The sequence below is a fragment of the Nocardia flavorosea genome (genome assembly GCF_015477805.1).
Lineage (GTDB): Bacteria > Actinomycetota > Actinomycetes > Mycobacteriales > Mycobacteriaceae > Nocardia > Nocardia flavorosea_A.
The window spans coordinates 312,299-336,135 of sequence record NZ_JADLQL010000004.1 but is presented as its reverse complement, the minus strand read 5'-3'; the positions used below and the strand labels follow the sequence as shown (position 1 = coordinate 336,135).

Genomic DNA, 23,837 nt, shown 5'->3' with positions numbered 1-23,837 from the left:
AACCGAGAGGCCCGCCGAGGGGGCTTCGCGCGCCGCCGGTCGCACACCATAAGCTCGGCGGATGCAGATATTCGGCAGGATCATCGCGGTCGCCGCTGTCGGAGCGGCCGCGTTCGGGCTCAGCGGATGCGGTTCGGGCCAAGCTTCCGAGACCACCGCCACGACATCGGCGGCCGCGCCGATGAGCGCCCCCGCCCAGGGTGCGCCGACCGCGTCCAACGGCCGCGAATGCACCGCCGACGACATCGGCGTCACCGGTGGCTTCGGTGAGGTACCCGAGATCACCGTCCCCGACGACTGCGATCCGCCGAAACAACTGGTGGTGAAGGATCTGGTTCCCGGCTCGGGGCCGGGCGCGGCCGCCGGCGATCAGCTGACGATGAACTATGCCCTGGTCACCTGGTCGGACAAGCAGAAGCTGGATTCGTCCTTCGATCGCGGTGAACCCTTCGAGCTGACCCTGGGCTCCGGCATGGTCATCCCCGGCTGGGAGCAGGGACTCGAAGGTGTCCAGCAGGGCGCCCGCCGGTTGCTGATCATCCCGCCGGATCTGGGCTACGGCGCCGGCGGCAACGGGGTGGCGCCGAACGAGACACTGGTCTTCGTCACCGACGCCGTGGCCGTACCCCAGGATTGAGCCGCGCTGGTGGGCCCGGGTGCGCTCCGGGTCCCCGCTGCCGGGAGCCCGCCAACCGCCTCCCGGCGTGCAGCCCACCCGACCCGGTCAACTACCCTGGTCGGGATGCGTATCCCGGGCGCGTGAAACCGCAGGTGCTCGCCGTTCCGGACGGTACGCGGGCGGCGCGTACCCGCGTACTGTCGCCAGACCACGCGCCACCACCGGGTGCCGGTACGGATAACGTGCCGGGCCAGGTCAAGACGAACCGACGAGAACAAGGAGCATGTCCGTGAAGAGCACCGTCGAGCAGCTGAGCCCGACCCGGGTCCGGATCAATGTCGAGGTGCCCTTCGAGGAGCTGAAGCCGGACTTCGATCGCGCCTACAAGGCCCTGGCCAAGCAGGTGCGTATTCCCGGCTTCCGTCCGGGCAAGGCGCCGGCCAAGCTGCTCGAGGCGCGCCTGGGCCGCGGCGCGGTGCTGGAGCAGGTCGTCAACGATGCGCTGCCCGGCCGCTACAGCGAGGCCGTGACCACCTCCGAGGTGAAGGTCATCGGGCAGCCCGAAATCGAGATCACCAAGATCGAGGACGGGCAGGAGCTGGCGTTCACCGCCGAGGTCGACGTCCGCCCGGAGATCGTGCTGCCCGAGGACTACAGCAGCATCGCCGTCACCGTCGATGCCATCGAGATCACCGACTCCGACATCGACGAGCAGTTGCAGTCGCTGCGCCAGCGGTTCGGGACCCTCGTGGGCGTCGAGCGCGCGGTACAGGACGGCGATTTCGTCTCCATCGATCTGTCGGCCACCGTGGACGGCGAGGAGGTCCCCGAGGCGGCGACCACCGGGCTGTCGCACGAGGTCGGTTCGGGTCAGCTCATCGAGGGCCTGGACGAGACCCTGCAGGGGATGTCGGCCGGGGAGTCCAAGGAATTCACCTCCACCCTGGTCGCCGGCGACCACGCCGGTAAGGAAGCCGTTATCACCGTGACCCTCGGTTCGGTGAAAGAACGCGAACTGCCCGAGGCCGATGACGAATTCGCCCAGCTGGCCAGCGAATTCGACACCATCGACGAGCTGAAGGCCGATCTGCGCACTCGCGTCGAGCGGAACAAGAAGGTGCAGCAGGCCGGCGAGATCCGCGACCAGGTGCTGGAGAAGCTGCTCGACACGGTCGAGGTGCCGCTGCCCGAGGCCGTGGTCAAGGCCGAGATCGACGCCGTGGAGCACGACGCCGTACACGGCTTCGACCACGACGAGGAGAAGTTCGCCGCGGCGCTCGAGGCCCAGGGGTCGAGCCGCGCGGAATTCGATGCCGACACCAAAGAAGCCGCCGAGAAGTCGGTGAAGACCCAGCTGCTGCTGGATGCCGTCGCCGAGGCCGAGGGCACCCAGGTCGGGCAGGAGGAGCTCACCGAGCGCATCCTGTTCCAGGCCCAGCGCTACGGGATGGCGCCGGAGCAGTTCATCCAGCAGGTGCAGCAGGCCGGCCAGCTGGGCGCGGTGTTCGCCGACGTCCGCCGCGGCAAGGCGCTGGCCGAGGTCGTCGGTAAGGTGACCGTCACCGACTCCGAGGGCAACACCGTCGATACCGACGAGATGTTCGGCAGCCCCGAACCGGCCGCCGACGAGCCCGCCGAGGAAACCACCGCGGACACCGCGGACAAGGAGTAGCCCCGGCAAGCAGTACGGATCGGAAGCCCTGGGACCAGAGGCGGTGTCGGCAATCCAGAGACAGAAGAGAACCATCCCCCTGTCCCCGGTATGCCCCGCCCCGGTTCTCAGGGCTTCCGTCGTCCACAAGATATTGCGCTATGAGCGAAGTGGGCAGGGATCGGGAGTTCGGTCACGCCCCGTTTCGTTAATGTTTGTGACAGCAACGAGCCGGCGAGAGAAGGCAGGTATCCGTGACAATCAACCAAGCCGAGGTCATGACAGCTCCGACCGCTGGGCTCAATCTCAGCGATTCCGTGTACGAGCGCCTGCTGCGTGAGCGCATCATCTTCCTCGGTACCCAGGTCGACGACGACATCGCCAACAAGATCTGCGCGCAGATCCTGCTGTTGTCGGCGGAAGATCCCACCAAGGATATTTCGCTCTACATCAACTCGCCGGGTGGTTCGGTGAACGCCGGGATGGCCATCTACGACACCATGCAGTTCGCGGAATGCGATATCGCGACCTTCGGTATGGGCCTGGCCGCTTCGATGGGGCAGTTCCTGCTCACCGCGGGTGCGAAGGGTAAACGTTTCGCGCTGCCGCACACCCGGATCATGATGCATCAGCCGTCGGCCGGTATCGGTGGTTCGGCCGCGGATATCGCGATCATGGCCGAGCAGTTCGCCTACACCAAGCGTGAGCTGAACGAGTTGCAGGCGATGCACACCGGGAAGCCGGTCGAGCAGATCAACGCCGACGCCGACCGCGACCGCTGGTTCACTCCCCAGCAGGCGCTGGAGTACGGCTTCATCGACCAGGTGATCACCAGTGCGCGCCAGGCGGGCGGCACGGGCAACTAGGACGTCGTGCGCGCAGCCGCCGCGGCGGTGGCCGCGATCGGTGTTCAGCGGACAGCTCACTCATAGACTTGGAGACGAATATGGCCAATCCGAACGTTGCACGCGCCGGGCTGGGCGGCATCGCCCCGGCGGGCGCGCAGTCGCGCTACATCCTGCCGTCGTTCATCGAGCATTCGAGTTTCGGCGTCAAGGAATCCAACCCGTACAACAAGCTGTTCGAGGAGCGCATCATCTTCCTCGGCGTGCAGGTCGACGATGCTTCGGCGAACGACATCATGGCGCAGCTGCTGGTGCTCGAGTCGCTGGATCCCGATCGGGACATCACGATGTACATCAACTCCCCGGGTGGTTCGTTCACCTCGTTGATGGCGATCTACGACACCATGCAGTACGTGCGCGCCGATGTGGCGACCGTCTGCCTCGGGCAGGCGGCCTCGGCGGCGGCGGTGCTGCTGGCCGCCGGTACCCCTGGGAAGCGGGCCTGCCTGCCGAACGCGCGAGTGCTGATCCACCAGCCGTCGGTCGAGGGCGGTATCCAGGGGCAGGTGTCGGATCTGGAGATCCAGGCCGCCGAGATCGAGCGGATGCGCCGGCTGATGGAGACCACGCTGGCCCGCCATACCGGCAAGGACGCGGACACCATCCGCAAGGACACCGACCGCGACAAGATCCTGACGGCCGAGGAGGCCAAGGAGTACGGGATCATCGATACGGTGTTCGACTACCGGAAGCTCAGCGCGCAGAAGTGAGCGCGCCCCCGGGCCCGGCATACCGCGATCGGCCGCGGTATGCCGGGTCGGCCTGGTAGCGGGACCCGGCCGCGCCGCTACGGCGCCGAATGTGCGACACGCCCCGCCCGTCGACGCGGTGTAAATCGCGGGACGGCACCGTATCCGCGTGAAACCTCGCACAACCGCGATGAGAAACCTGCCCGAGTTGTCGACCTCGATCGCACACACCGGGTACGGTCAAACCCAGGGACCTGTGTTCCCGGTTGACAGCACCGCCCCTTCGATCCGGGTGATTTTGCCGGATTTCGCTCCACTGTGGGCGCGGCCGGCTGACAGCTGGACGGATGGTTGCACGCGAACAAGGAAGTAGGGACCCACACGATGGCGCGCATCGGCGACGGCGGCGATCTGCTCAAATGCTCGTTCTGCGGGAAGAGTCAGAAGCAGGTCAAGAAGCTCATTGCGGGACCAGGGGTGTACATCTGCGACGAGTGCATCGATCTGTGCAACGAGATCATCGAGGAAGAGCTGGCCGAATCGAGCGAGGTCAAGCTCGACGAGCTGCCGAAACCGGCGGAGATCCGGGATTTCCTGGAGAATTACGTGATCGGCCAGGACACGGCCAAGCGGACGCTCGCGGTGGCGGTATACAACCATTACAAACGTATTCAGGCCGGTGACAAGGGCCGGGATGCGCGCGGGGAAAGCGTCGAGCTGGCGAAATCCAATATTTTGATGCTCGGCCCCACCGGTTGCGGTAAGACCTATCTGGCGCAGACGCTGGCCAAAATGCTGAATGTGCCGTTCGCGATCGCCGATGCCACCGCACTCACCGAGGCCGGTTATGTCGGTGAGGACGTGGAGAATATTCTCCTCAAACTCATCCAGGCCGCCGATTACGACGTCAAACGCGCGGAGACCGGCATCATCTATATCGATGAGGTCGACAAGATCGCGCGTAAGAGCGAGAATCCGTCGATCACCCGGGATGTTTCCGGTGAAGGTGTGCAGCAGGCCCTGCTGAAGATTCTGGAGGGTACGCAGGCGAGCGTGCCGCCGCAGGGTGGTCGTAAGCACCCGCATCAGGAATTCATCCAGATCGATACGACCAATGTGCTGTTCATCGTGGCGGGTGCGTTCGCCGGTCTGGAGAAGATCATCTCCGATCGCACCGGCCATCGCGGGATCGGTTTCGGCGCCGAGGTGCGGTCGAAGGCCGAGATCGATACCACCGACCATTTCTCCGAGGTGATGCCGGAGGATCTGATCAAATTCGGTCTGATCCCCGAGTTCATCGGCCGGTTGCCGGTGGTCGCGTCGGTGACGAACCTGGACAAGGATTCGCTGGTGAAAATCCTGTCCGAACCGAAGAACGCGCTGGTGAAGCAGTACATCCGGTTGTTCGAAATGGACGGCGTGGATCTCGAGTTCACCCGCGACGCGCTCGAGGCCGTGGCGGATCAGGCCATTCTGCGGGGCACCGGGGCGCGCGGGTTGCGCGCCATCATGGAAGAGGTGCTGCAGCAGGTGATGTTCGATATCCCGAGCCGCGACGATGTGGCCAAGGTCGTCGTCGACGCGGATACGGTCAACGACAATGTGCTGCCCACCATCGTCCCGCGTAAGCGCGAGCGGCCGGAGCGGCGCGACAAGTCGGCCTGACGTCCGACCGCAACCGTTCCGAGGCCGGATCCGGCTCCACCGGCGGTGCGTGCGCTGTATGGTCGTGGCCACTCGACATTCGTGCGATGTAGGAGCGGTGATGGCGACACAGCTGCTTACCGGGGGTTTTCGGCGCGAGCGATGTGATGACAGCGCGGTGCCCGCACGGTTCGGCCGGGCGGGCGCCGTTTTCTGTATCTCCGCTGCCGCGCTGGCGGCCGCCGTACTGGGCGCCGTGCCGGCTGCCGCGACTGTCACCCAGGTGAGTGTTACCCCGGATATGAATGTCGGGATCCGCACCAACTACGGCACCGGCTGCAGCTACACCTTGATGGCCCGGCTCAGCGAGGCGGTGACTCCGGTGACGTTCTACGACAACGGGGTTCCGATCGCCACGGTGCCGCCGGCCGGGGGCGGGCTGGCACTGATCGACTGGGTGCCCGCCTACGAGGGCGACCACACCCTGCAGGCGGCCCAACCGGGTGGCGGCCCCGCCCCGTCGGTGCAGGTGTTCGTCGGCCGCGGCGCGCATATCGGTTATGCGTGCTGGGTGATCTGACCCGCCGCTTCCGGGCCTGACCCGCTCAGGCGGTGTATATGGGGCCTGGGCGGGGGTCCTGCGTGGTTACGCTCCGCTGCCGCCTCCGGGCCTGACCCGCTCAGGCGGTGTATATGGGGCCTGAGCGGGGGCCCTGCGTGGTTACGCTCCGCTGCCGCCTCCGGGCCTGACCCGCTCAGGCCCAGGGGACCCGGCAAGAGTCGGTGCTGAAGCCCTGGGCGGTGATGCCGAGTGCGTGGTAGTTGCGTGCCCGGGAGTTCTCCAGGCCGATCTGGTAGGTCAGTTCGATGACGCCCGCTTTACCGAATCGGCGCTCCAGATCGGCGACCTGTTCGTCGGTGACGGTCATCGGGGTCGCGGTCATCGAGTCGGCGTAGGCGATGGCGGCCCGTTCGTCGTCGGTGTAGTGGGGGGAGGTCCGGTAATCGTCGATATGCCGGAGGCGGTCGATATCCAGGCCGTCCAGGCGCTGCAGCATGGTCCCGAAATCCACGCACCAAGAGCAGCCGATCGTCCAGGCAGTGCGGTAGACGGCCAGTTCGCGGACAGCGGCCGGCAGCTTGGTCGAGACGCGTTCGGCTATGAGTTCGTGTACGCCGGCGGCGGCCAGGATTCCGGGGTGGTGGGCGCTGACCGCGAACGGTTCGGGAACCTCGCCGACCTTGCGCCGGGCGAACCGGTACATGACCTTGGTCAGCAGACCGGCGTCCTTGGGGGCGAGCGCGGGGATACGAGTAGTGCTCATCGGGTCTCTCCTCGTCCGGGTGAATGCTTCTACTACCTGGACGAGATACGGTCCCGCGGCGTGACGCCCGGGGCGCCCACGGTACCGGCCGGGCGCGCGGAATCTCGACGAGTTCCGGGCGCGTGATGGGGCCGGGCCGGCCGTGGGCAGCCCCGGGGTCGGCGATCCGGCGGCTCAGCGCAGTAGAATCGCCGGATCGCCGCTCATTCGGGCTCGACGGCCATATCGTCGGCGCTCCAGTAGGCGCGCATCCTGGTGATCCGGCCCTCGGCGTCGAATTCCATGACATCTATCGGGCTCAAGGTCATCCGCTGACCGCCGGCCTTGGTGATCAGCGTGAACACGAAGGCGGCGTGGTTGCCGGCGATCCGCACGGTTTCCGGCGCGAGCGAAGTTTCCCGTTCGAGGCTCGTGATGATGTCGTAGAACCCCCGGATGGCGTCATGGCCCTGTTTCGGGTCGGTGCCGATGGGGTCTTCGATCACGGCATCCGGCGCATACAGCGCGACGATATCTTCGGTGGGTCCCGAGCCGACCAGTTTCACGTACTGCTCGACTACGTCGCGGATCTCGCGTGCCATCACCACTCCTAGAATTGGAACGTGTTCTAGGTTCGGCAGCGTAGCAGCCCGGTGCCGACCCGGCATCGGGAACGGTCCGGCCGGTCAGGTGCCCATTTCCGCGACCGTGCTCGGATGGTGAGGAGAAATACCTGATCAGAGCGCATACCTCGCGCGCCGGGCGGGTATCGTCGCTGACCCCTCGGTTCGCCGTTGAATCGCCGCCGCGCAAGCAATGCGTCTGCCCGGAATTTCGCTGGGGAGCCGGCGGGTGTTACGTGTTCCAGACCCCGAGCCGCCACATTCCGGGGTGGCCGTGCGGCGGAAACTCGGGTGTGTCGCGCGGACTTCACTCAGAAATCATTGCTATGACTGCTGGTCTGGCCGGTGTGTCGGCGGTTCGGTGTCGGTATTGTGATGTTGAATCGACCCCGATCAACCAGATGTTCGAGCGACGAGTGAAAGCGGAGGAGATATGGCACTGCCAACGATGACCGCGGAACAACGCACGGAGGCTCTGGCCAAAGCGGCGGCGGTGCGCAAGGCGCGCTCCGAACTGATCGGTCAGGTGAAAGACGGCAAGGTTTCGGTTGCCGACCTGCTGCGCAAGGCCGATAGCGATGAACTGGTCAAGAAGACCAAGGTCGTGGCTGTGATCAAGGCGCTGCCGGGCGTCGGGCCGGTGAAGGCCGCCAAGCTGATGGATCAGGCGGAAATCCCGGAGGATCGCCGGATCGGCGGTCTGGGTGCCCGCCAGCGGGCGGCGCTGCTGGAGGCGCTGGCCAACTAGGAGAGGAGCGTCCGATCGTGGGCGCTCCGAACTCCGGCCGCGGCCGAGCCGGTCGTCGTCCGAAACGACCGGCATGGCCCGGCGGCCGGAGGCGTAGGTATGTCGCCGTCGCCATTCGACGAGGCGGAGAAATCGGCCCGCGTGGCGGCGCACCGGGGGATGCGGCCGCCGGGGATGTGGGCGCGGAAGGCGGATGGCGCGGGTTGAGCCGTCACCGGCGGGTTCGCCGAGTCAGTAGGGCTTCCACGCCGTCCAGGATGCGCTCGATTCCGAATTCGAGGGCGGCATCGCGCTGATGTGTCGATCCGGTCGGCCGCCCCGATGCCGGGTGGTCCGATATTGCCTCGATCACCCGCGGGAATCGGTCGCCCGCCATTTCCAGGGCCGCGGCCATTGCCCCGGTGAATTCTTCCTCGGTGACTCCGGGGCCCACCAACTGTTGTGCGAGGCTGCGCACGTGCCCGTTCAGCACCACGAGGGTGTCCAGCCGCTCTGGGCCGGTCAGTGCGATATCTGCCATCGCGTCCAGGGCGGCTTCGGTCCAGTGGAGTTCGTTGGGGCCCACGGGCCGGGTGCCGGCGAGCAGTTCCATCACCCATGGATGTCGCCGGTATCTCTCGAAACTTGCGTATGCCCAGGACTGCAGCCCGCTCCGCCACGGTTGCGGGCCCGAAGCATCCAGCTCCGGTAGGCCGGCCAGCGCTGCCTCCGTCATCAGCGCGGTGAGCTCGGTCTTTCCCGGTATGTGGCGGTACAGCGACATCTTGGTGTAGCCCAGCCTGTCGGCGAGCTTCTGCATGGACACCGCGGCCAGACCTTCGGCGTCGGCCAGTTCGACCGCCGCGGCCACGATCGCCGCCCGGGACAGCGTTGGTTTCGGTCCACGGGTGGGGCGCCGGTCGGTTCCCCAGAGCAGTTCCAGCACGGTCGGGATCGCCATCGGATACCTCTCGAAAACTCGTTTGACGTGAAACTGTGTCTACCATACGCTGAATAGCGTCCGACGGAAACAGTAGCTGGCGGACGCATATTCAGGATGGAGATCTTCATGCAGAACCGCACCGTTCTCGTCTCCGGCGCGAGCATCGCCGGCCCCGCGCTCGCCTACTGGTTGGACCGCTATGGATTCGATGTCACGGTGATCGAACGCGCCCCGGCGCTGCGCCCGGGCGGACAGGCCGTCGACTTCAAAGGTTCCGTACAACGCACGGTGCTCGAAGGGATGGGAATCTACGACGAGATCCGGCGGCACAGTACCGGCGCCACCGATACGATTTTCGTCGACGCGGACGGGCGGGAACGAGCGCGGATGTCGGGTGATTTCACCGGCGGTGAGGTGGAGATCCTGCGGGGCGATCTGGCCGCGATCCTCTACCGGCGCACGGTCGAGCGTTGCAGCTATGTGTTCGGTGATTCGATCAGTGCGTTACGCGAAACCGAGCGCGGTGTCGAGGTCGAGTTCGAACACGGTGCCGCACGTCGCTTCGACCTCGTATTCGGTGCGGACGGCATCCACTCCCAGGTGCGCCGCCTGGTTTTCGGTCCGGAAGCGAAGTTCGTCCAGCATCGCGGCTACTACTACGCCATCGCCGGAGACGCGCCCGCCACCGGCGGAGGCGGCGGGCCGCGCCGGCGCGTGGCCTATGCGCACAGCGCTCCCGGCCTGCTCGCGGTGCGCGGCGGCCCGAAGGCGCGGCAGATGTATATGTTCGCCGCCGGCCAACTCGAGTTCGCCGACGAAGCCGATCAGCGCCGGATACTCACCGAACGGTTTGCCGGGATGGGCTGGCAGGTGCCGGAAATGCTCGCAGAACTGCCCGATCACGATGACTTCTACCTGGACGCGATCGCCCGCGTGCGGATGTCCCGCTATGTCTCGGGGCGGGTGGCCCTGGTCGGGGACAGCGCCTACGGCAATACGCTCGGCGGATTCGGCACCGGCTCGGCGGTGGTCGGAGCCTATGTGCTGGCCGGTGAACTCGCCCGCGCCGGAGGTGAGTACGGCACCGCCTTCGCCCGCTACGAGGAGATCCTGCGCGCCTATGTGAAGATCGGGGGTAACAGCAACGCCGGCCGTTTCCTGGCGCCCAAGACGGGTTACGGGTTGCGCCTGCGCGATTGGTTCCTGGGATCGCGCCTGTTCGATCTGATGGACAAGTACGCCTCCGACGCTACCGACGATATCGACCTCGTCGATTACCCAGCCCTCGAAATGCGCTGATACGCAGTGCGCACCGAACCGGCTGCACCGCATTCGGTGGCCGGATCACCCAGTGCCCGGCTTCGCGCGGTCCTTCGCTACGCCGGCGAGAGCCGGCGCGGAGTTCCACGGCGAGCTACCGATGGCGAGCGACCGTGGTGGCTCGTGCGGGAAGGGCTACGCACGCGCGGCATCATCCTCCTCGGCGGGGGTATCGGACGGGTACCTGCTGCCGGTGAAGTGGGCACCCGGCCGCGTAGGCGGTGATGACATTCCGGGCGAACGGCCGGGGTGCAGTGCCGTACCGGCCACTGACCGGCCGGATGTACCGCTTCGGTCCGGGAGCCGCGCCTACCTATCCACCGGGCTGTGCCCACATCAGATACGGACGATCGAACCCGCGACCCGTTCCGCGCCGGTGTAGATGTTCATCGTGTCGCCGCGGACGAAACCGGCCAGGGTGAGCCCGGAATCGGCGGCGAGATCCACGGCCAGCGAACTCGGGGCCGAAACCGCCGCGAGGATCGGGATACCGGCGAGGACCGCTTTCTGCGCGAGCTCGAAAGAAGCGCGACCGCTGACGACCAGCACGAGATCCGATGCCGGAATCCGGTTTTCCCGCAGCGCCCAGCCGATGACCTTGTCGACGGCATTGTGCCGGCCGATATCCTCCCGCACGACCACGGGATCACCCTCGGCGGTGAACAGGCCCGCGGCGTGCAGACCGCCCGTGGCGTCGAAAACCGTCTGCTGCCTGCGCAGGACGTCCGGGAGGCCGGCCAGGACCGCGGCCTCGATCAACGGTTGCGCGGGTGGGAGCGGGTGGCGGCTGCGCTGCCGGATCTCGTCGAGGGCGGTTTTCCCGCACAGGCCGCAGGCGCCGGTGGTCAGGAACGGGCGGTTCGGCACGACCATGGGGCCGGTGGGGTCGATATCGAGAACGTTGTAGGTGTTGCGGCCCTCGTCGTCGGTGCCGGCGCAGTAGCGGGCGGTGCGGATATCGGCCGCTTCGGCGATCAGCGATTCGGCGAACAGGAAACCGTGCACCAAGTCGATATCGTTGCCGGGGGTGCGCATGGTGACGGCGAGCGATTCCCCGCGCACCCGGATTTCCAGGGGCTCTTCTACGGCCAGGGTATCGGGACGGGTGATCTCGCCGGCCGGGGTGATCCGTCGCATCCGGCGTCGCGCGGTGACCCGGCTCATTCCGGGCCGGACCGATGCCCGGGGTCCTGCGGGCCGGGCCGATGGATATGGGGTTCGAGCCGGATCACGACGGCCTTCGATACCGGTGTGTTCGAGCGCGCCGCCACATGGTCGAGCGGCACCAGGGGATTCGTCTCGGGGTAGTACGCCGCGGCGTTTCCACGTGGTGTGGAGTACTCGACCAGCCGGAACCCCGTGACGCGACGTTCGACACCGTCGGTCCACTCCGCGACCAGATCGACCAGATCGCCGTCCAGAAAACCCAGTTCGGCGATATCGCCCGCGTTCACCAGCACCACCCGGCGGCCGTGGTGGACACCGCGATAACGATCGTCCAAGCCGTAGATCGTGGTGTTGTACTGGTCGTGGCTGCGCAGCGTCTGCAGGACCAGGCGGCCCGGCGGCACCGGCACCCAGGACAGTTCGTTCACCGCGAAGTTGGCTTTTCCGGTGGCGGTGCGGAATTCGCGGGTATCGCGCGGCGGATGGGGCAGCACGAAACCGTTGCGCTGCCGGACCCGGTTGTTGTAATCGGTGCACCCGGGGACGACGCGGGCGATGGCATCGCGGATCAGGTCGTAGTCGCCGCGGAAACGTTCCCACGGCACGGGATGCCCGGGCCCCAGCAGTTCGCGGGCCAGTTCGCAGACGATCGCGACCTCGCTGCGCAGTTCGTCGCTCACCGGGGTGAGCCGGCCGGTGGACAGATGCACCATCGACATCGAATCCTCCACCGACACCTGCTGGCGCCGGCCGTTCTGGATATCCAGATCGGTGCGGCCCAGCGTCGGCAGGATCAGTGCGGTGGCGCCGTGTACGACGTGGCTGCGATTGAGTTTGGTCGAAACCTGCACCGTGAGCGCGCAATTGCGAAGCGCGGCCTCGGTGACGGTGGTGTCCGGGGTGGCAGCGACGAAATTACCGCCCATCCCGAAGAACACCCGGGCCTTCCCGTCGCGCATCGCGCGGATGGCGTCGACGGTGTCGTAGCCGTGGGTGCGGGGGCTGGTGATCGCGAACTCGTCGTCCAGGGCGGCGAGGAACGGTTCGGGCATCCGCTCCCAGATACCCATGGTGCGGTCGCCCTGGACATTGGAGTGGCCGCGCACCGGGCAGACACCCGCGCCCGGTTTGCCGATCATGCCCCGCGCCAGCAGCAGATTGGTGGCTTCCTCGATGGTGGCGACCGCGTTCTTGTGCTGGGTGAGACCCATCGCCCAGCAGACGATGGTGTTGCGGGAGCGGGCCAGCCGGTCGGCGGTGCGGGCGAGTTCGTCGGGGGTCAGACCGCTCGCCTCGTACACCGTGTTCAGGTCGACCGCGCGGATATGACGCTCGTAGTCGGCGAATCCCGCGGTATGCGATTCGATGAAGTCACGGTCCAGGACGGTGCCCGGGGCCTCGTCCTCCGCCTCGAACAGTAGTTTCGCCAGACCCTGGAACAGCGCCATATCGCCACCGAGACGGATCTGCAGGAAATCGTCGGCGATATCGACACCGGTGGTGAGTCCGCGGATGGTCTGCGGATCGCGGAAACCGATCAGCCCGGTCTCGGGCAGGGGGTTGACAGCGACGATCTCGGCGCCGGCTTTCTTCGCGTCGGCCAGCGCACTCAGCATGCGCGGATGGTTGGTGCCCGGGTTCTGGCCTGCTATCAGGATGAGATCGGCGGCGGCGAAATCGTCGACGGTCACCGAACCTTTGCCGATCCCGATGGAACCGGTGAGTGCGGTACCCGACGATTCGTGGCACATATTGCTGCAGTCGGGCAGGTTGTTGGTACCGAAACTGCGGACCATCAGCTGGTAGAGGAACGCGGTTTCGTTCGCGGTCCGGCCCGAGGTGTAGAACACGGCCTCGTCCGGGGAGCCCAGTACCCGCAACTGTTCGGCGATGACCCGGTAAGCGTCGTTCCACGCGATCGGGCGGTAGTGGGTATCGCCGGGCCGCAGCACCATGGGGTGGGTCAGCCGGCCCTGGCGGCCCAGCCAGTACCCGGATTTCCCGGCGAGGTCGGCGACCGAATGTTCGGCGAAGAACTCCGGGCCGACGGTGTTGCGCGTCGCCTCCTCGGCGACCGCTTTCGCCCCGTTCTCGCAGAACTCGGCCGGGCGGCGGTGCCCGCTGGGCTCCGGCCACGCGCACCCGGGACAGTCGAATCCGTTCACCTGGTTGACCCGGGCCAGCGTGCGCGCGGTGCGGACAACGCCCATATCGGCGACCGCCCGCCCCAATCCGACCCCTACCGCCCGGACCCCGGCCGCCTGCGCCTTCGGCGGGGTGACGGTGAGTGCGGATTCGTCGATATCGTCGGTGGGGCCGTTGCGGTGCATACCGCCATTGTGCCCGTGCGGGCGGGACACGGGCCCGGGCATACCGCTCAATCGGCGGGCGCGGTCTCCGACCGGTAGGTGAGGACCTGTTCGCTGATGCGGATCCGGCCGCCGGGCGGTAGTTCGGTCGGTGCTTGACCGATGCGGGTCCAGCGCGGTTCATCGGGGGTCGAGACGAAGGTGCCCGCCGCGGTGCCGGCGTCGCGCAGGTAGACCTTGCCGGCGTCCACCGTGAGGTAGGCGTGGACGCGCGAGATATGCCGGTCGCGCTGCAGTACCAGCGGGGCGGCGGTCTTGCGGCGTATCGATTCGTCGACCGAGGGACCGCGGCCGATGACGTATGCCCGGTCCAGCGGGTAGTTCGTACCGTCCTCGGCGACCAGTACGGCCGCAGTGCCGTCCTGGTTGTCCGAGCCGTTGTGAGTGGCGTGCGCTCGCGGTTTCGCCGGTTCCTTACGGAGCCGGATGGGATCCTGCACCGGCCGCGCCGGTGCCGCGGACCAGGCTCGGGTGCCGGGTAGCGGCTTCGCCGGGTGGGCGGTCGCGAGGCCCGTACGCGGCCCGGAATCGGCGGCCGATACCGGGTCGGCGGCGGCCAGGCCGGCGGGTGCCGTGGCGGGCGGTTCCCCGGCGACCCGTTTCGGTGCCGCCGCTGCTGCGCGGTGGCCGGGTTTCTTGCTCCGGCGGACCGCCGCGTGGATCACGAAACCGCCGCCGGGTACCACCCCGGCGCGCAGATCGGTCCGGGGGTACGGGGTCACCTGGGCGTCGGCGCCCGGCCCCACCGAGAGGGTGCGGACCGGATCGCGCACGATCTCGTCCACCCAGGTGAAAGCCCGCGCCCCGACCAGCCGCCGGGACCCTTCCGCGCCGGAGATCAATGCCGATACCGGGCCACGCAGCAGTACCAGGGTGCCGTCGGCGGTGGGGGCGACCAAACCGAACGGGGGTGGTTCCGAACCGGTCCCGAAGACCACCGCCGCCAGCCGCTGCGCGATCGCCGCACCGGGATGCTCCACATCCGCCACCGCCTCGACGGCACCGAGTATCCGTTCGGTGGATGCGTTGGCACCCACCAGATAGATCACGACGTCACCGAAGCGCGCGACCAGGCCCTCACCCGGCGCGATACCGATGGTGGACGTATCGATACGCACTCCCGGCTCCTTCCTCAGACCACCGCACCAGCATAGATGCGAACCTGTTACCCGGCCGGAGACCGACCTGTTTCGGTTCGTCCCCGGTCCCGCCCCGGCGCGGTATCCGGTTACCGGCACTGTGCGCTTGCGGTGCTCGGGGCGATGTTCGGACTCGACGCGGCACTCGAACTGCCCAGTACCTGCTCGCCTACTGCGGCTACTCGTCCTGCGCCCGCCGCCGCGACGGTTCTCGTGGGCGTTGCCGGAACCCTGTTTCCGGCCGCGTGCACCGGAGGCGCTGTCGCTGGTCGTCATCGCATCGGTATCAGTGGTGTACACGGGAGCGTCCCGCGAGGTGGTCCGGCCGTCCTGGGCGCCGAATCCGCGGCGGTGGGTATCGCACAACAAGCGCAGCAGGTACCGTTCGCGGGTCGCGACACTGGGCGAGGAGTGTGCATGATCCGCGAGGCAACCGCCACGGACATACCCCGGCTGCAGGAAATCGAGGTCCGGGCCGGGGAACCGTTCGCCGCGGTGGGCATGGATGCGGTGGCCGGGGACGAACCGCTGTCCGCGGCGGTTCTCGGGGAGTTCGTGCTGGACGGCCGGGCCTGGGCATGGGTATCCGGCGGGGTGGCGGTGGGGTATCTGATCGTGAGCGTCGTCGATGGGAACGCTCATATCGACCAGGTGTCGGTGCTGCCGGAGTACCGGGGACAGCGGATCGGGCGGCGGCTCATCGACCGGGCGGTCCGCTGGGCCGCGGAGCGCGGGTTGCCGGCGATCACGCTGACCACGTTCGTCGAGGTCGAGTGGAACGGCCCCTATTACGAGCGGCTGGGTTTCCGCTATCTCGACGAGGCCGCCGAGACGCCCGGTCTGCGCGCGACGCGGGCCGCGGAGATCGCGCACGGGCTGGATCGCTGGCCGCGCGCCTGTATGACCGCTTCCGTGCCGGAGTGGGGCTACGCCGCGCCTCATTCGGAATAGGCGGCCACCATCGCCTCGGCGGTGGTCCGGGCCGCGGCGCGGTCCTCCGCTACCAGGCCGATCCGGGTGCGGCGGTCCAGGAGATCGTCGGCGTCCAAGGCGGCTTCCTGGGTGAGGGACCAGGCGAACTCCGCTGCCAGCACATCCGCTCCCGGCGCCACCGGAGCGGCGAGTTCCGGGTCGGTCGCGGCCAGGGCCGCCACGGCGGGCGCTTCGGCGCCGTAGCGTTCGATCAGCAGTTGCGGGGCGCGCAGGTGATCGCGGGCCGCGCCGGTGACCGCGCCGGCCAGCGGTAGATCGGTTGTCCGGCACGGCCCGGCGGTGAGACCGGACTGCGCTACCGCGGTATCGAGGGCGTCCTGTGCCATCTTGCGGTAGGTGGTGAGTTTGCCGCCGACCACGGTGACCACACCCGACGGGGAAGTGAGAACCGCGTGTTCGCGCGAGATATCGGCGGTGCTGTCGCCAGCGGTGCGCAACAGGGGGCGCAGCCCGGCATAGGAGCCGCGGATATCGCTGTGGGTGAGCGGTATCCGCACCACCGTGTTCACCGTGTCGAGGAGGAAATCGATTTCGGCGGCGGTGGGCCGGGGTTCGTCGGGGACCGGACCCGGCGCGTCCTCGTCGGTAAGGCCGAGATAGACGCGGCCGTGCGGTGCGGGCAGGGCGAAGACGAAACGTCCCACCGAACCCGGAACCGGGATGGTGAGTGCGGCGGTGAGGCCGCCGAAGGCCGCGGCATCGAACACCAGATGGGTGCCTCGGCTGGGTCGCAGTTCGATACTCGGATCGACCTCGTCGGCCCAGACTCCGGTGGCGTTGACGACCGTCTTGGCACGGACGGTGAGGGATTCCCCGGTCCGGGTATCGCGGAGGGTGGCCGCGTCACCGGTTACAGCTTCGGCGGCGACGCGGGTGAGTACGGTCGCGCCGTGCGCGGCAGCGGTCCGCGCGAGTGCCACCACGAGCCGGACGTCGTCGACCAACTGCCCGTCCCACGCCTGTAGTCCGCCGCGTAGGCCGTCCCGGCGTACGGTCGGGGCCAGGCGTAGTGCCTCGGCCCGGGTCACCCGGCGCGACCGGGGAAGCAGTGTCCCCGGTGTACGTGCGCCGGCGCGCAGTAGATCGCCGGCCAGGAAACCGGCGCGGATCAGCGCGCGGGAGGACATCCCGATCCCGGGTAGTAGCGGTACCAGTTGAGGTAGCGGTCGCACCAGGTGGGGAGCGTTGCGGCGGAGCAGGATCCCGCGTTCGACCGCGCTCTCGTGCGCGATTGCGACCCGCCCGCTCGCCAGGTAGCGCAGGCCGCCGTGGACGAGTTTGGAACTCCAGCGGCTGGTGCCGTGTGCCAGATCGTGTTTCTCCACCAGCAGTGTGCGCAGGCCGCGCGCGGCCGCGTCGAGGGCTACGCCGGTGCCGGTCACTCCGCCGCCGATGACCAGTAGGTCGACGGTGGGGTCGTCGCCGAGGGCGGTGAGTTCGCGGCTGCGCCGGCGGGCGTCGAGCGCGGCACCGGTGGGATCGGAAGGGCTGGTGACCATGGTTTCGTGGCACGGGTGCCCGCTGGTGCGGGCCGGCGGGATCGCGAATGTTCGCGTCCCGGTCGGGCCGTGCGCTACTCCTTCCTGAATGGTGGGGCCTCGGGCGCGAGGTACGCGTCGAGGGCGTGCCGGAGTTCGGTGTCCATTGCCGGTCCGTCGAGCAATCCGGCGACCGTGGCCGCCGATTGGACCGCCGACTGGGCGATCAGCAGCAGCATCGCGGCCAATTGCGCCGGGTCGCCGGGGCGTACCGATCCGTCGGCCTGCCCTTCGCGGATGCCGGTGCCGAACAGGTCGAGCAGTTCGCGCTGGTTGCGGCCCAGCCGGCCGAAGACATAGGTGAGCATGAGGTCGGTATCGGTGCGGAAGATCTTGCCGAACAGGGCGTTGGATCGCACCTGCGCTGCGCCGCCCACGACGCCCGTGACCAGCCGGGTACGTGCGTCGCCGGTTTCCGGCACGGCCGCCGCGATGATCGTGCGCAATTCCCGCACCAGCAGTTCGCCGATGAGCGCGCGGCTGTCGGGCCAGCGCCGGTAGACGGTGGGCCGGCTGACTCCTGCCCGGCGGGCGACCTCGGCGAGCGTGGTTCGCCGGACCCCGAATTCCGCGACACAGTCACGTGCGGCGTCCAGGATGAGCCGGTCCACGGAACCGGCGTCCTCGGGGGTTGCGCCAGTGGGCACGGGGCGCGACCTCATCTCTGTTCGTTCGTTACTGCTTGACATTCTATGTCAAACTGTAACGCATGACCACTGGGCAAGGCGACACCTCCGAAGAATCGGCCGCGGCCGCAGCACGTCCCGATATGGTTTGGGACGCCTGGGGAGTTCCCGCCGGGCACACACCGTTGCCGGAACAGATCCGCGGTCTGCTCGGCCAGGTGTTCGGCGTCTCCGGGCCACCGGCGATACGTCGTGATGAGGGCGATGTACCGCTCCGGCCGCCGGTCCTGTCCGCGGACCGGCGGGCCGGACTCGCGCAGGTGGTGGGGGATGAGCACGTATCCACCGAACACGCCGCCCGGCTGCGGCATGCCGGCGGCAAAAGCACTCTCGACCTGTTGCGGCGCCGTGCCGCAGGCCCCCAGGACGCCCCCGACGCAGTGGTCTTCCCGGCCGATCACACGCAGGTGGCCGAGATTCTCGGCTACTGCTCCGAACAGGGCATCGCCGTCGTGCCGTTCGGCGGCGGAACCAGCGTGGTCGGTGGACTCGACCCGGTGCGCGGCCGTTTCGAGACGGTGATCGCCCTGGACTTGCGCCGCCTCGACGCGTTGCTGGACTGCGACCCGCTCTCCGGAACCGCGACCTTCGGCGCGGGCGTCACCGGACCGCAGGCCGAACAACTGCTCGCCCCGCACGGACTTTCGCTCGGACATTTCCCGCAGAGTTTCGAATTCGCCAGTATCGGCGGTTTCGCCGCGACCCGATCATCGGGGCAGGCCTCCGCGGGATACGGCCGGTTCGACGATATGGTCCAGCGGTTGCGGATCGCGACACCGACCGGGACGGTGGAACTGGGCCGGGCGCCGGCCTCAGCTGCCGGACCGGATCTGCGGGAACTCTTCGTCGGATCCGAAGGGGCTTTCGGGGTGATCACCGAGGTCACCGTCAGGGTGCATCCCGTCCCTGCGGTCACGGCCCATATGGCCTGGTCGTTCCCGGATTTCGGCGCCGGTGCCGCCGCGTTGCGCGCAGTGGTGCAGGCCGGTGCGGCACCCACGGTGCTGCGCTTGTCGGACGAAGCGGAAACCGGTCTGAATCTGGCCCGATCCAAAGATATCGGCGGTGCACCGGTTTCCGGATGCCTGGCGGTGACCACTTTCGAGGGCAGCGCGGCCCATGTCGCCGCGCGCAGCGCCGAGGCGGCCGAACTCCTGCGCGCCGCGGGCGGTACCGAGTTGGGGCCCGATCCCGCTCAGGCGTGGGAACACGGCCGTTTCGCGGCACCCTACCTGCGCGATGCCCTGCTCGACGCCGGAGTGCTGTGCGAAACCCTGGAAACCGCGACCACCTGGAGCCGGCTGGCCGAACTCAGAACCCTGGTCACCACCGCGCTCACCGAGGCATTGACCGCCCAGGGCACGCCCGCGCTGGTCATGTGCCATATCTCCCATACCTATCCGACCGGCGCCTCGCTGTACTTCACCGTTGTCGCGAAGCTCCTCGACGATCCGATTCCGCAGTGGCAGAACGCCAAACGAGCTGCCGGGGACGCCATCGCCGCCGCCGGCGCCACCATCACCCACCACCACGCCGTCGGCGCCGACCACCGCCGGTGGCTACCGGACGAGATCGGCGAGCTGGGGGTGCGGATACTGCGGGCGGTGAAACGCGAAATCGACCCGGCCGGGATCCTGAACCCCGGCACACTGCTGCCTTGACCGAGTCCGGCGGCCGCGGAGTGGTTCTCCGCTGGGTGTGAGTGATCGCCGTGCCGGGACCGCATCGAATCGGGCGCGGCCATCCGGAGCTCCGTACGGACCCGGACCGGCCGCCCCGGCAGGTCAGGCGGCGAACCGGATTTCCCGCAGCTGATCGATACCGGGGCGGTCCAGGACGACGATCGACTCCGGCTGCGGCTGTGGACCCGTCCCGCTTTCCACCTGGTCCAGCAGGCGTCTCCAGCGTCGTACATGCCAGTTGAAGGAGGCCCGGCCCACCCGTCGCCCGCGGGCGTGCTGCCCGTCCAGGGCGATCGCGGCGGGGACATCGAGTAGCACCAGATGCAGTTCGCGGCCGCGCCGCGCGGCCCAGCTGGTCAGCATGTGCCGGGTGAATGCGACGGTGCCGCAATCGTGGACCACCACCGGACCCGAATGGTCGCGCAAGGCCAGCCAGATCCGGCGGAAATGCACCAGATGCACCATCGGGCGCCACAGCGGATAGGGCAACCAGGCCAACCGGTGCCGCCACGAGTTCCGGGCCTGGATCGAATCGAGTACGAGCGAACCCCCGGGGCCGTTCGGTGCCTGTTCGGCTTCGGGTTCGGAGCCGAACAGTTTGCGCAACGCGGTGCTTTTGCCCGCACCGGGGATACCCGCGAAAATCACCGTGGCCGTCGGTGGATACCGCAACTCCCCGGTGCGGAGGCCCCGCAGGTCAACTACTCCCCGCGGGTGCACGGCATCCGAATCCGATGCGGGGAATACGGATTCGGGTGGGTACAAGGGGACCGAGTCGAGCGGAGGGTTCACATCGTCCAGGGTCCCCAGTGCAACCGATTTCGGCAACAGTATCCCGGTCGCCGCCCCCCGGCGGCGTACGGTCGGGATCCCTTCCACCCTGGTTCTTCCTCCGCTGGTTCTCCGCGACGCCGTACCTTTCCGGGGATCCGGAATCGAGACGCACCACCGGCCTCGGGTGAACCGAGTCCGGTCGTGGGTGGATGTCCGGGTGGTGCGCAGTATGGGCCGGGCGGCCGGGAAGAACCGGAGTGTAACGGATTCGGCGGTATCTGCGATGTCTTGCTGACAACTCCGTGTCCCGGAGGGGGCGGGATCGAAAAACGATTGAATGCCAGCAGAATTGGGAATCTTCATGAAACGTTGCCTGGTGACCGTATTCGCTTGTGCCGCAGTAGTTCTCGGCGTGAGCGGGTGTGGCGGCGACTCGGAATCGCACGACGATCACGCGACGACCTCCAGTGTAGCTCCGACCAGTACGGCAACGCCGTCGAGCAGTGCGTCGACCACTCCGGCGCCGCACAGCCCGGCGCCGGAGGCGCCTCCGGCCGTGGAGCCGCCGCCGGCGCAACCGCCGGTCGAGGAGCCGGCGCCGCAGCCTCCCGCGCCGGCGGCGCCCGCTCAGCCCGAGGCCGCCCAACCGGAACCGGCCCAGCCCGAACCCACACTCACCCTGCCCGATTTCGATCCGCAGGCCGGCTACTGACCGACGGGAAAGTCGTGATTCGCAGTTTTCTTCGGCGTCGAGGTGGGATTGTCGGCGCTGCGGTGGCGGCCGTACTCACCGCGACCGTCATGTACACCCCGGCGGCTGCGGCGCCGGTCGAAAACGGCCGTCCGCCGGGCAAGTCCCTGGTAGTGCTCGGTGACTCGTTCACCGCGAACTACCCGAAGCTGTTCTCGGGGACCAAGGAGTGCCTGCACGCGCCTACCTCGTGGCCGTCACAGCTGAGCCGGCGGATGGGTCTTGCGGGTACACCGGATTTCGTGGATGCGTCCTGTAGTGGATCCACGATCTCGTCGGGACAGGGCTGGTGGCTGGTACACGAGGTGGCCGAGGCGGTGAAACAGCAGGCATTCGGGCCGGAGACCGACGTCATCGCCATCCAGACCGGAATGAACGACGTCTGGTCCAAAACCAATTTGTCGTCGCTGATCACATCGTTGCAGCCCTGCGTGTTCAACTTCGTCGACGGGTGCGGGCTGGAGGCGGCCGATCAGGGACGGTTCCCCGACTACCGGAACGTCACCGGTCAGCTCTACGCCAAGCGCATCCGTGAGGTGATCACCTATTTGCGCTTCCACGCGCCGAATGCGCGGATCATGCTGGTCGGCTACCCGGAATTGTTTCCCGCCGGCCAGGAGCACGTATGCGTGAACGTGCTCGGCGCCGGACATGTCGTGCAACCGCGGGGCCGTGCGGTGACCGAATACCTGGACCGCCTCGACGACGCGCAACGCGAAGCCGCGGAGTTGCTGAAACTCGAGTTCGTCGATATCCGCTCGGTGACCGCGGGGCACGGCCTGTGCTCGGATGAGCCGTGGCTGAACGGTTTCTTCGATCCCGCGGCCGACGAGGCCGGGATGCCGTTCCATCCCTCGGCACACGGCGATGCGGTGACCGCGGAGGCAGTGTACGAGCGGATCCACCGGTGAGCACGGCGCCGGCCCGGGTCGCGTCCGGGCCGGACTTCCTCGACGCGGCGGCGGTGCGGCCGTCGCTGCCCTCGCTGACGGGGGCACGCTGGTGGGCGGCGTTCGCCGTGTTCGTGCTGCACGCCCTGGTGTTCCTGCCGGTGTACCCGTTCCAGAAGTCGGAGTTGTTCCGGCAGATCCATCAGCTGATGCCGATGCAGCTGGGCGCCGCGGGAGTGACCTTCTTCTTCGTCCTGTCCGGGTTCATCATCTACTGGTCGTTCCGGCCGGGGAGCTCGGTGCCGTGGTTCTATTGGCGCCGGGTACTGAAGATCTATCCGACCCATCTGGTCGCGGCGGCCGCGTTCATCCTGGTGGTGAGCGTTCCCTTGACGCGGCCGGTGGTCTGGGCGCCGAACCTCGCCCTGGTCCACACCTGGGTGCCCAAGTGGACAACGGTCGGTGGACTCAATGTGCCGTCCTGGTCGCTGGCTGCCGAAATACTGTTCTACCTGAGCTTTCCGCTCCTGTTGCCGTTGGTGCGCCGGATCGGTAGCCACCGGGTGCCATGGGCGATGGCAGGGATGCTGGTGGCCATCCTGCTGCTGCACACCGCGTACTACCTGTGGGTGCCCGGGCCCAAGGGGATCGCGAACACCTTCGCGCCGCGGCTGATACCGGGGGAGGCGTCGCCGTATTACGAACTGCATGCCGCGCCCATCTGGTTCGCGCAGTCCGATATCCCGGTGGCCATGTCGTATTGGCTCAGCTACAACTTCCCGCTCTCGCGGCTGCCGGAGTTCTTCCTCGGGGTACTCGCCGCGCGACTGGTGCTGGAGGGCCGCTGGCGCAACACCCGGCTGACACTGCCGGTGATCGCGCTGGTGATCGCATACGCGGCGACCTGGGTGGTGCCGCCGAACTATAAGATGTCGGCGCTGCTGCTCGCGCCGATGACGGCCCTGGTGGCCACACTGGCCGCGCGTGACCTGGCCGGGATCCGGGGGTTCTCCGCATCGCCGCGGATGGTCTGGCTCGGCAATATCTCCTTCGCCTTCTATCTGATCCAGTTCCCGGTGATGGCGCTGATCACCCGATTCCTCATCGGAGGAAAACAGTTCGGGCCGATGGGCTGGCTCGGATTCGCCGGGCTGAGTCTGGTCGTGTCGATGGTGGCGGCGGCGGCCATCTATCACTGGCTCGACGAGCCGCTGATGCGCCGCTTCTCCGGTCGCCGCACCGCGGCGCGGGAGAAGCCCGCCGGATGAAGCCGCCGATACCGCGCCCCGGGCCGCGCCGGGTTTGTGACGGATCTGAGAATCCCGGTGCTCAAGCTGAGAATTGGTTATGGATTCGCGGCGCGGCCGTGGATCGGCGGTAGGCTTATCGATGTAGGCGGAGCCTTCGGTGTCCCTCATCCACC

22 protein-coding genes are annotated in these 23,837 nt (G+C 67.8%); 13 read left to right on the top strand and 9 right to left on the bottom strand.

Annotated features, from left to right (window positions below):
• Positions 1-61: 61 nt before the first annotated feature.
• The 6 genes from IU448_RS20195 (at position 62) to IU448_RS20170 (ending at position 6,088) form a co-directional block, all read left to right on the top strand.
• Entirely contained in the window at positions 62-637 is a 576-nt protein-coding gene (locus IU448_RS20195) for an FKBP-type peptidyl-prolyl cis-trans isomerase (protein ID WP_195057216.1), read from the top strand.
• 271 nt (positions 638-908) lie between these two features.
• A complete protein-coding gene (gene tig, locus IU448_RS20190; RefSeq protein WP_195057215.1) occupies positions 909-2,291 on the top strand; it encodes a trigger factor in 1,383 nt (460 codons plus the stop codon).
• Between the two features lie 257 nt (positions 2,292-2,548).
• A complete protein-coding gene (locus IU448_RS20185; protein ID WP_195057473.1) occupies positions 2,549-3,136 on the top strand; it encodes an ATP-dependent Clp protease proteolytic subunit in 588 nt (195 codons plus the stop codon).
• Between the two features lie 80 nt (positions 3,137-3,216).
• Positions 3,217-3,885 carry an ATP-dependent Clp protease proteolytic subunit gene (locus IU448_RS20180; protein ID WP_195057214.1) on the top strand — a complete coding sequence of 223 codons (669 nt, stop codon included), beginning with the start codon at positions 3,217-3,219 and terminating at the stop codon, positions 3,883-3,885.
• Between the two features lie 363 nt (positions 3,886-4,248).
• Positions 4,249-5,529 carry an ATP-dependent Clp protease ATP-binding subunit ClpX gene (gene clpX / locus IU448_RS20175; protein ID WP_058856531.1) on the top strand — a complete coding sequence of 427 codons (1,281 nt, stop codon included), beginning with the start codon at positions 4,249-4,251 and terminating at the stop codon, positions 5,527-5,529.
• 157 nt (positions 5,530-5,686) lie between these two features.
• The gene (locus IU448_RS20170; RefSeq protein ID WP_195057213.1) at positions 5,687-6,088 is read left to right on the top strand and encodes a hypothetical protein; all 402 of its coding nucleotides are present in this window, start codon (positions 5,687-5,689) and stop codon (positions 6,086-6,088) included.
• Between the two features lie 175 nt (positions 6,089-6,263).
• On the opposite strand, the gene IU448_RS20165 is transcribed toward IU448_RS20170, so the two are convergent.
• Both IU448_RS20165 and IU448_RS20160 read right to left on the bottom strand, forming a co-directional pair.
• Complete coding sequence (locus IU448_RS20165) at positions 6,264-6,833, bottom strand: carboxymuconolactone decarboxylase family protein (RefSeq protein ID WP_195057212.1); 570 nt, start codon at positions 6,831-6,833, stop codon at positions 6,264-6,266.
• A gap of 203 nt (positions 6,834-7,036) precedes the next feature.
• Positions 7,037-7,414, bottom strand: a complete 378-nt coding sequence (locus tag IU448_RS20160; RefSeq protein WP_195057211.1) for a nuclear transport factor 2 family protein — start codon at positions 7,412-7,414, stop codon at positions 7,037-7,039.
• Positions 7,415-7,868: 454 nt separating this feature from the next.
• Between IU448_RS20160 and mihF the strand changes: the two genes are divergently transcribed.
• The gene (gene mihF / locus IU448_RS20155; protein WP_033244686.1) at positions 7,869-8,183 is read left to right on the top strand and encodes an integration host factor, actinobacterial type; all 315 of its coding nucleotides are present in this window, start codon (positions 7,869-7,871) and stop codon (positions 8,181-8,183) included.
• Between the two features lie 211 nt (positions 8,184-8,394).
• Here the strand turns inward: mihF and IU448_RS20150 are convergent, their stop codons facing one another.
• Positions 8,395-9,123 (bottom strand): TetR/AcrR family transcriptional regulator, encoded by a 729-nt coding sequence (locus IU448_RS20150; RefSeq protein ID WP_195057210.1) that lies wholly within the window; start codon positions 9,121-9,123, stop codon positions 8,395-8,397.
• Between the two features lie 108 nt (positions 9,124-9,231).
• On the opposite strand from IU448_RS20150, the gene IU448_RS20145 reads away from it, so the two are divergent.
• Entirely contained in the window at positions 9,232-10,404 is a 1,173-nt protein-coding gene (locus tag IU448_RS20145; RefSeq protein WP_195057209.1) for an FAD-dependent monooxygenase, read from the top strand.
• A 357-nt stretch (positions 10,405-10,761) separates the two neighbouring features.
• Here IU448_RS20145 and fdhD read toward each other — a convergent pair whose 3' ends face one another.
• From fdhD to IU448_RS20130, 3 genes are read right to left on the bottom strand one after another with little or no spacing between them, the layout of a single operon-like run.
• The gene (gene fdhD / locus IU448_RS20140; protein WP_195057208.1) at positions 10,762-11,589 is read right to left on the bottom strand and encodes a formate dehydrogenase accessory sulfurtransferase FdhD; all 828 of its coding nucleotides are present in this window, start codon (positions 11,587-11,589) and stop codon (positions 10,762-10,764) included.
• Positions 11,586-13,922, bottom strand: coding sequence for an FdhF/YdeP family oxidoreductase (locus tag IU448_RS20135; RefSeq protein WP_195057207.1), 2,337 nt, complete (start codon positions 13,920-13,922; stop codon positions 11,586-11,588). The genes fdhD and IU448_RS20135 overlap by 4 nt, the downstream gene beginning before the upstream one ends.
• Positions 13,923-13,969: 47 nt before the next feature.
• Complete coding sequence (locus IU448_RS20130) at positions 13,970-15,079, bottom strand: FHA domain-containing protein (protein ID WP_195057206.1); 1,110 nt, start codon at positions 15,077-15,079, stop codon at positions 13,970-13,972.
• A gap of 438 nt (positions 15,080-15,517) precedes the next feature.
• On the opposite strand from IU448_RS20130, the gene IU448_RS20125 reads away from it, so the two are divergent.
• Complete coding sequence (locus tag IU448_RS20125; RefSeq protein WP_195057205.1) at positions 15,518-16,051, top strand: GNAT family N-acetyltransferase; 534 nt, start codon at positions 15,518-15,520, stop codon at positions 16,049-16,051.
• On the opposite strand, the gene IU448_RS20120 is transcribed toward IU448_RS20125, so the two are convergent.
• Together IU448_RS20120 and IU448_RS20115 are read right to left on the bottom strand one after the other, a co-directional pair.
• Positions 16,039-17,592: a glycerol-3-phosphate dehydrogenase/oxidase gene (locus IU448_RS20120; RefSeq protein WP_195057204.1), complete on the bottom strand. Its 1,554-nt coding sequence runs from the start codon at positions 17,590-17,592 to the stop codon at positions 16,039-16,041. The genes IU448_RS20125 and IU448_RS20120 overlap by 13 nt on opposite strands.
• Positions 17,593-17,666: 74 nt before the next feature.
• Positions 17,667-18,278: a TetR/AcrR family transcriptional regulator gene (locus IU448_RS20115; RefSeq protein ID WP_416383028.1), complete on the bottom strand. Its 612-nt coding sequence runs from the start codon at positions 18,276-18,278 to the stop codon at positions 17,667-17,669.
• Between the two features lie 122 nt (positions 18,279-18,400).
• Here IU448_RS20115 and IU448_RS20110 point away from each other — a divergent pair, with 122 nt between their 5' ends.
• Positions 18,401-19,978 (top strand): FAD-binding oxidoreductase, encoded by a 1,578-nt coding sequence (locus IU448_RS20110; RefSeq protein WP_195057472.1) that lies wholly within the window; start codon positions 18,401-18,403, stop codon positions 19,976-19,978.
• Positions 19,979-20,101: 123 nt separating this feature from the next.
• Here IU448_RS20110 and IU448_RS20105 read toward each other — a convergent pair whose 3' ends face one another.
• A complete protein-coding gene (locus tag IU448_RS20105; RefSeq protein ID WP_324188644.1) occupies positions 20,102-20,791 on the bottom strand; it encodes a hypothetical protein in 690 nt (229 codons plus the stop codon).
• Between the two features lie 538 nt (positions 20,792-21,329).
• Here IU448_RS20105 and IU448_RS20100 point away from each other — a divergent pair.
• The 3 genes from IU448_RS20100 (at position 21,330) to IU448_RS20090 (ending at position 23,682) form a co-directional block, all read left to right on the top strand.
• Positions 21,330-21,485 carry a hypothetical protein gene (locus tag IU448_RS20100; RefSeq protein ID WP_195057202.1) on the top strand — a complete coding sequence of 52 codons (156 nt, stop codon included), beginning with the start codon at positions 21,330-21,332 and terminating at the stop codon, positions 21,483-21,485.
• 62 nt (positions 21,486-21,547) lie between these two features.
• Positions 21,548-22,435, top strand: a complete 888-nt coding sequence (locus tag IU448_RS20095) for an SGNH/GDSL hydrolase family protein (RefSeq protein ID WP_195057201.1) — start codon at positions 21,548-21,550, stop codon at positions 22,433-22,435.
• Positions 22,432-23,682, top strand: coding sequence for an acyltransferase family protein (locus IU448_RS20090; protein WP_195057200.1), 1,251 nt, complete (start codon positions 22,432-22,434; stop codon positions 23,680-23,682). The genes IU448_RS20095 and IU448_RS20090 overlap by 4 nt, the downstream gene beginning before the upstream one ends.
• The last annotated feature ends 155 nt before the right edge of the window (positions 23,683-23,837 follow it).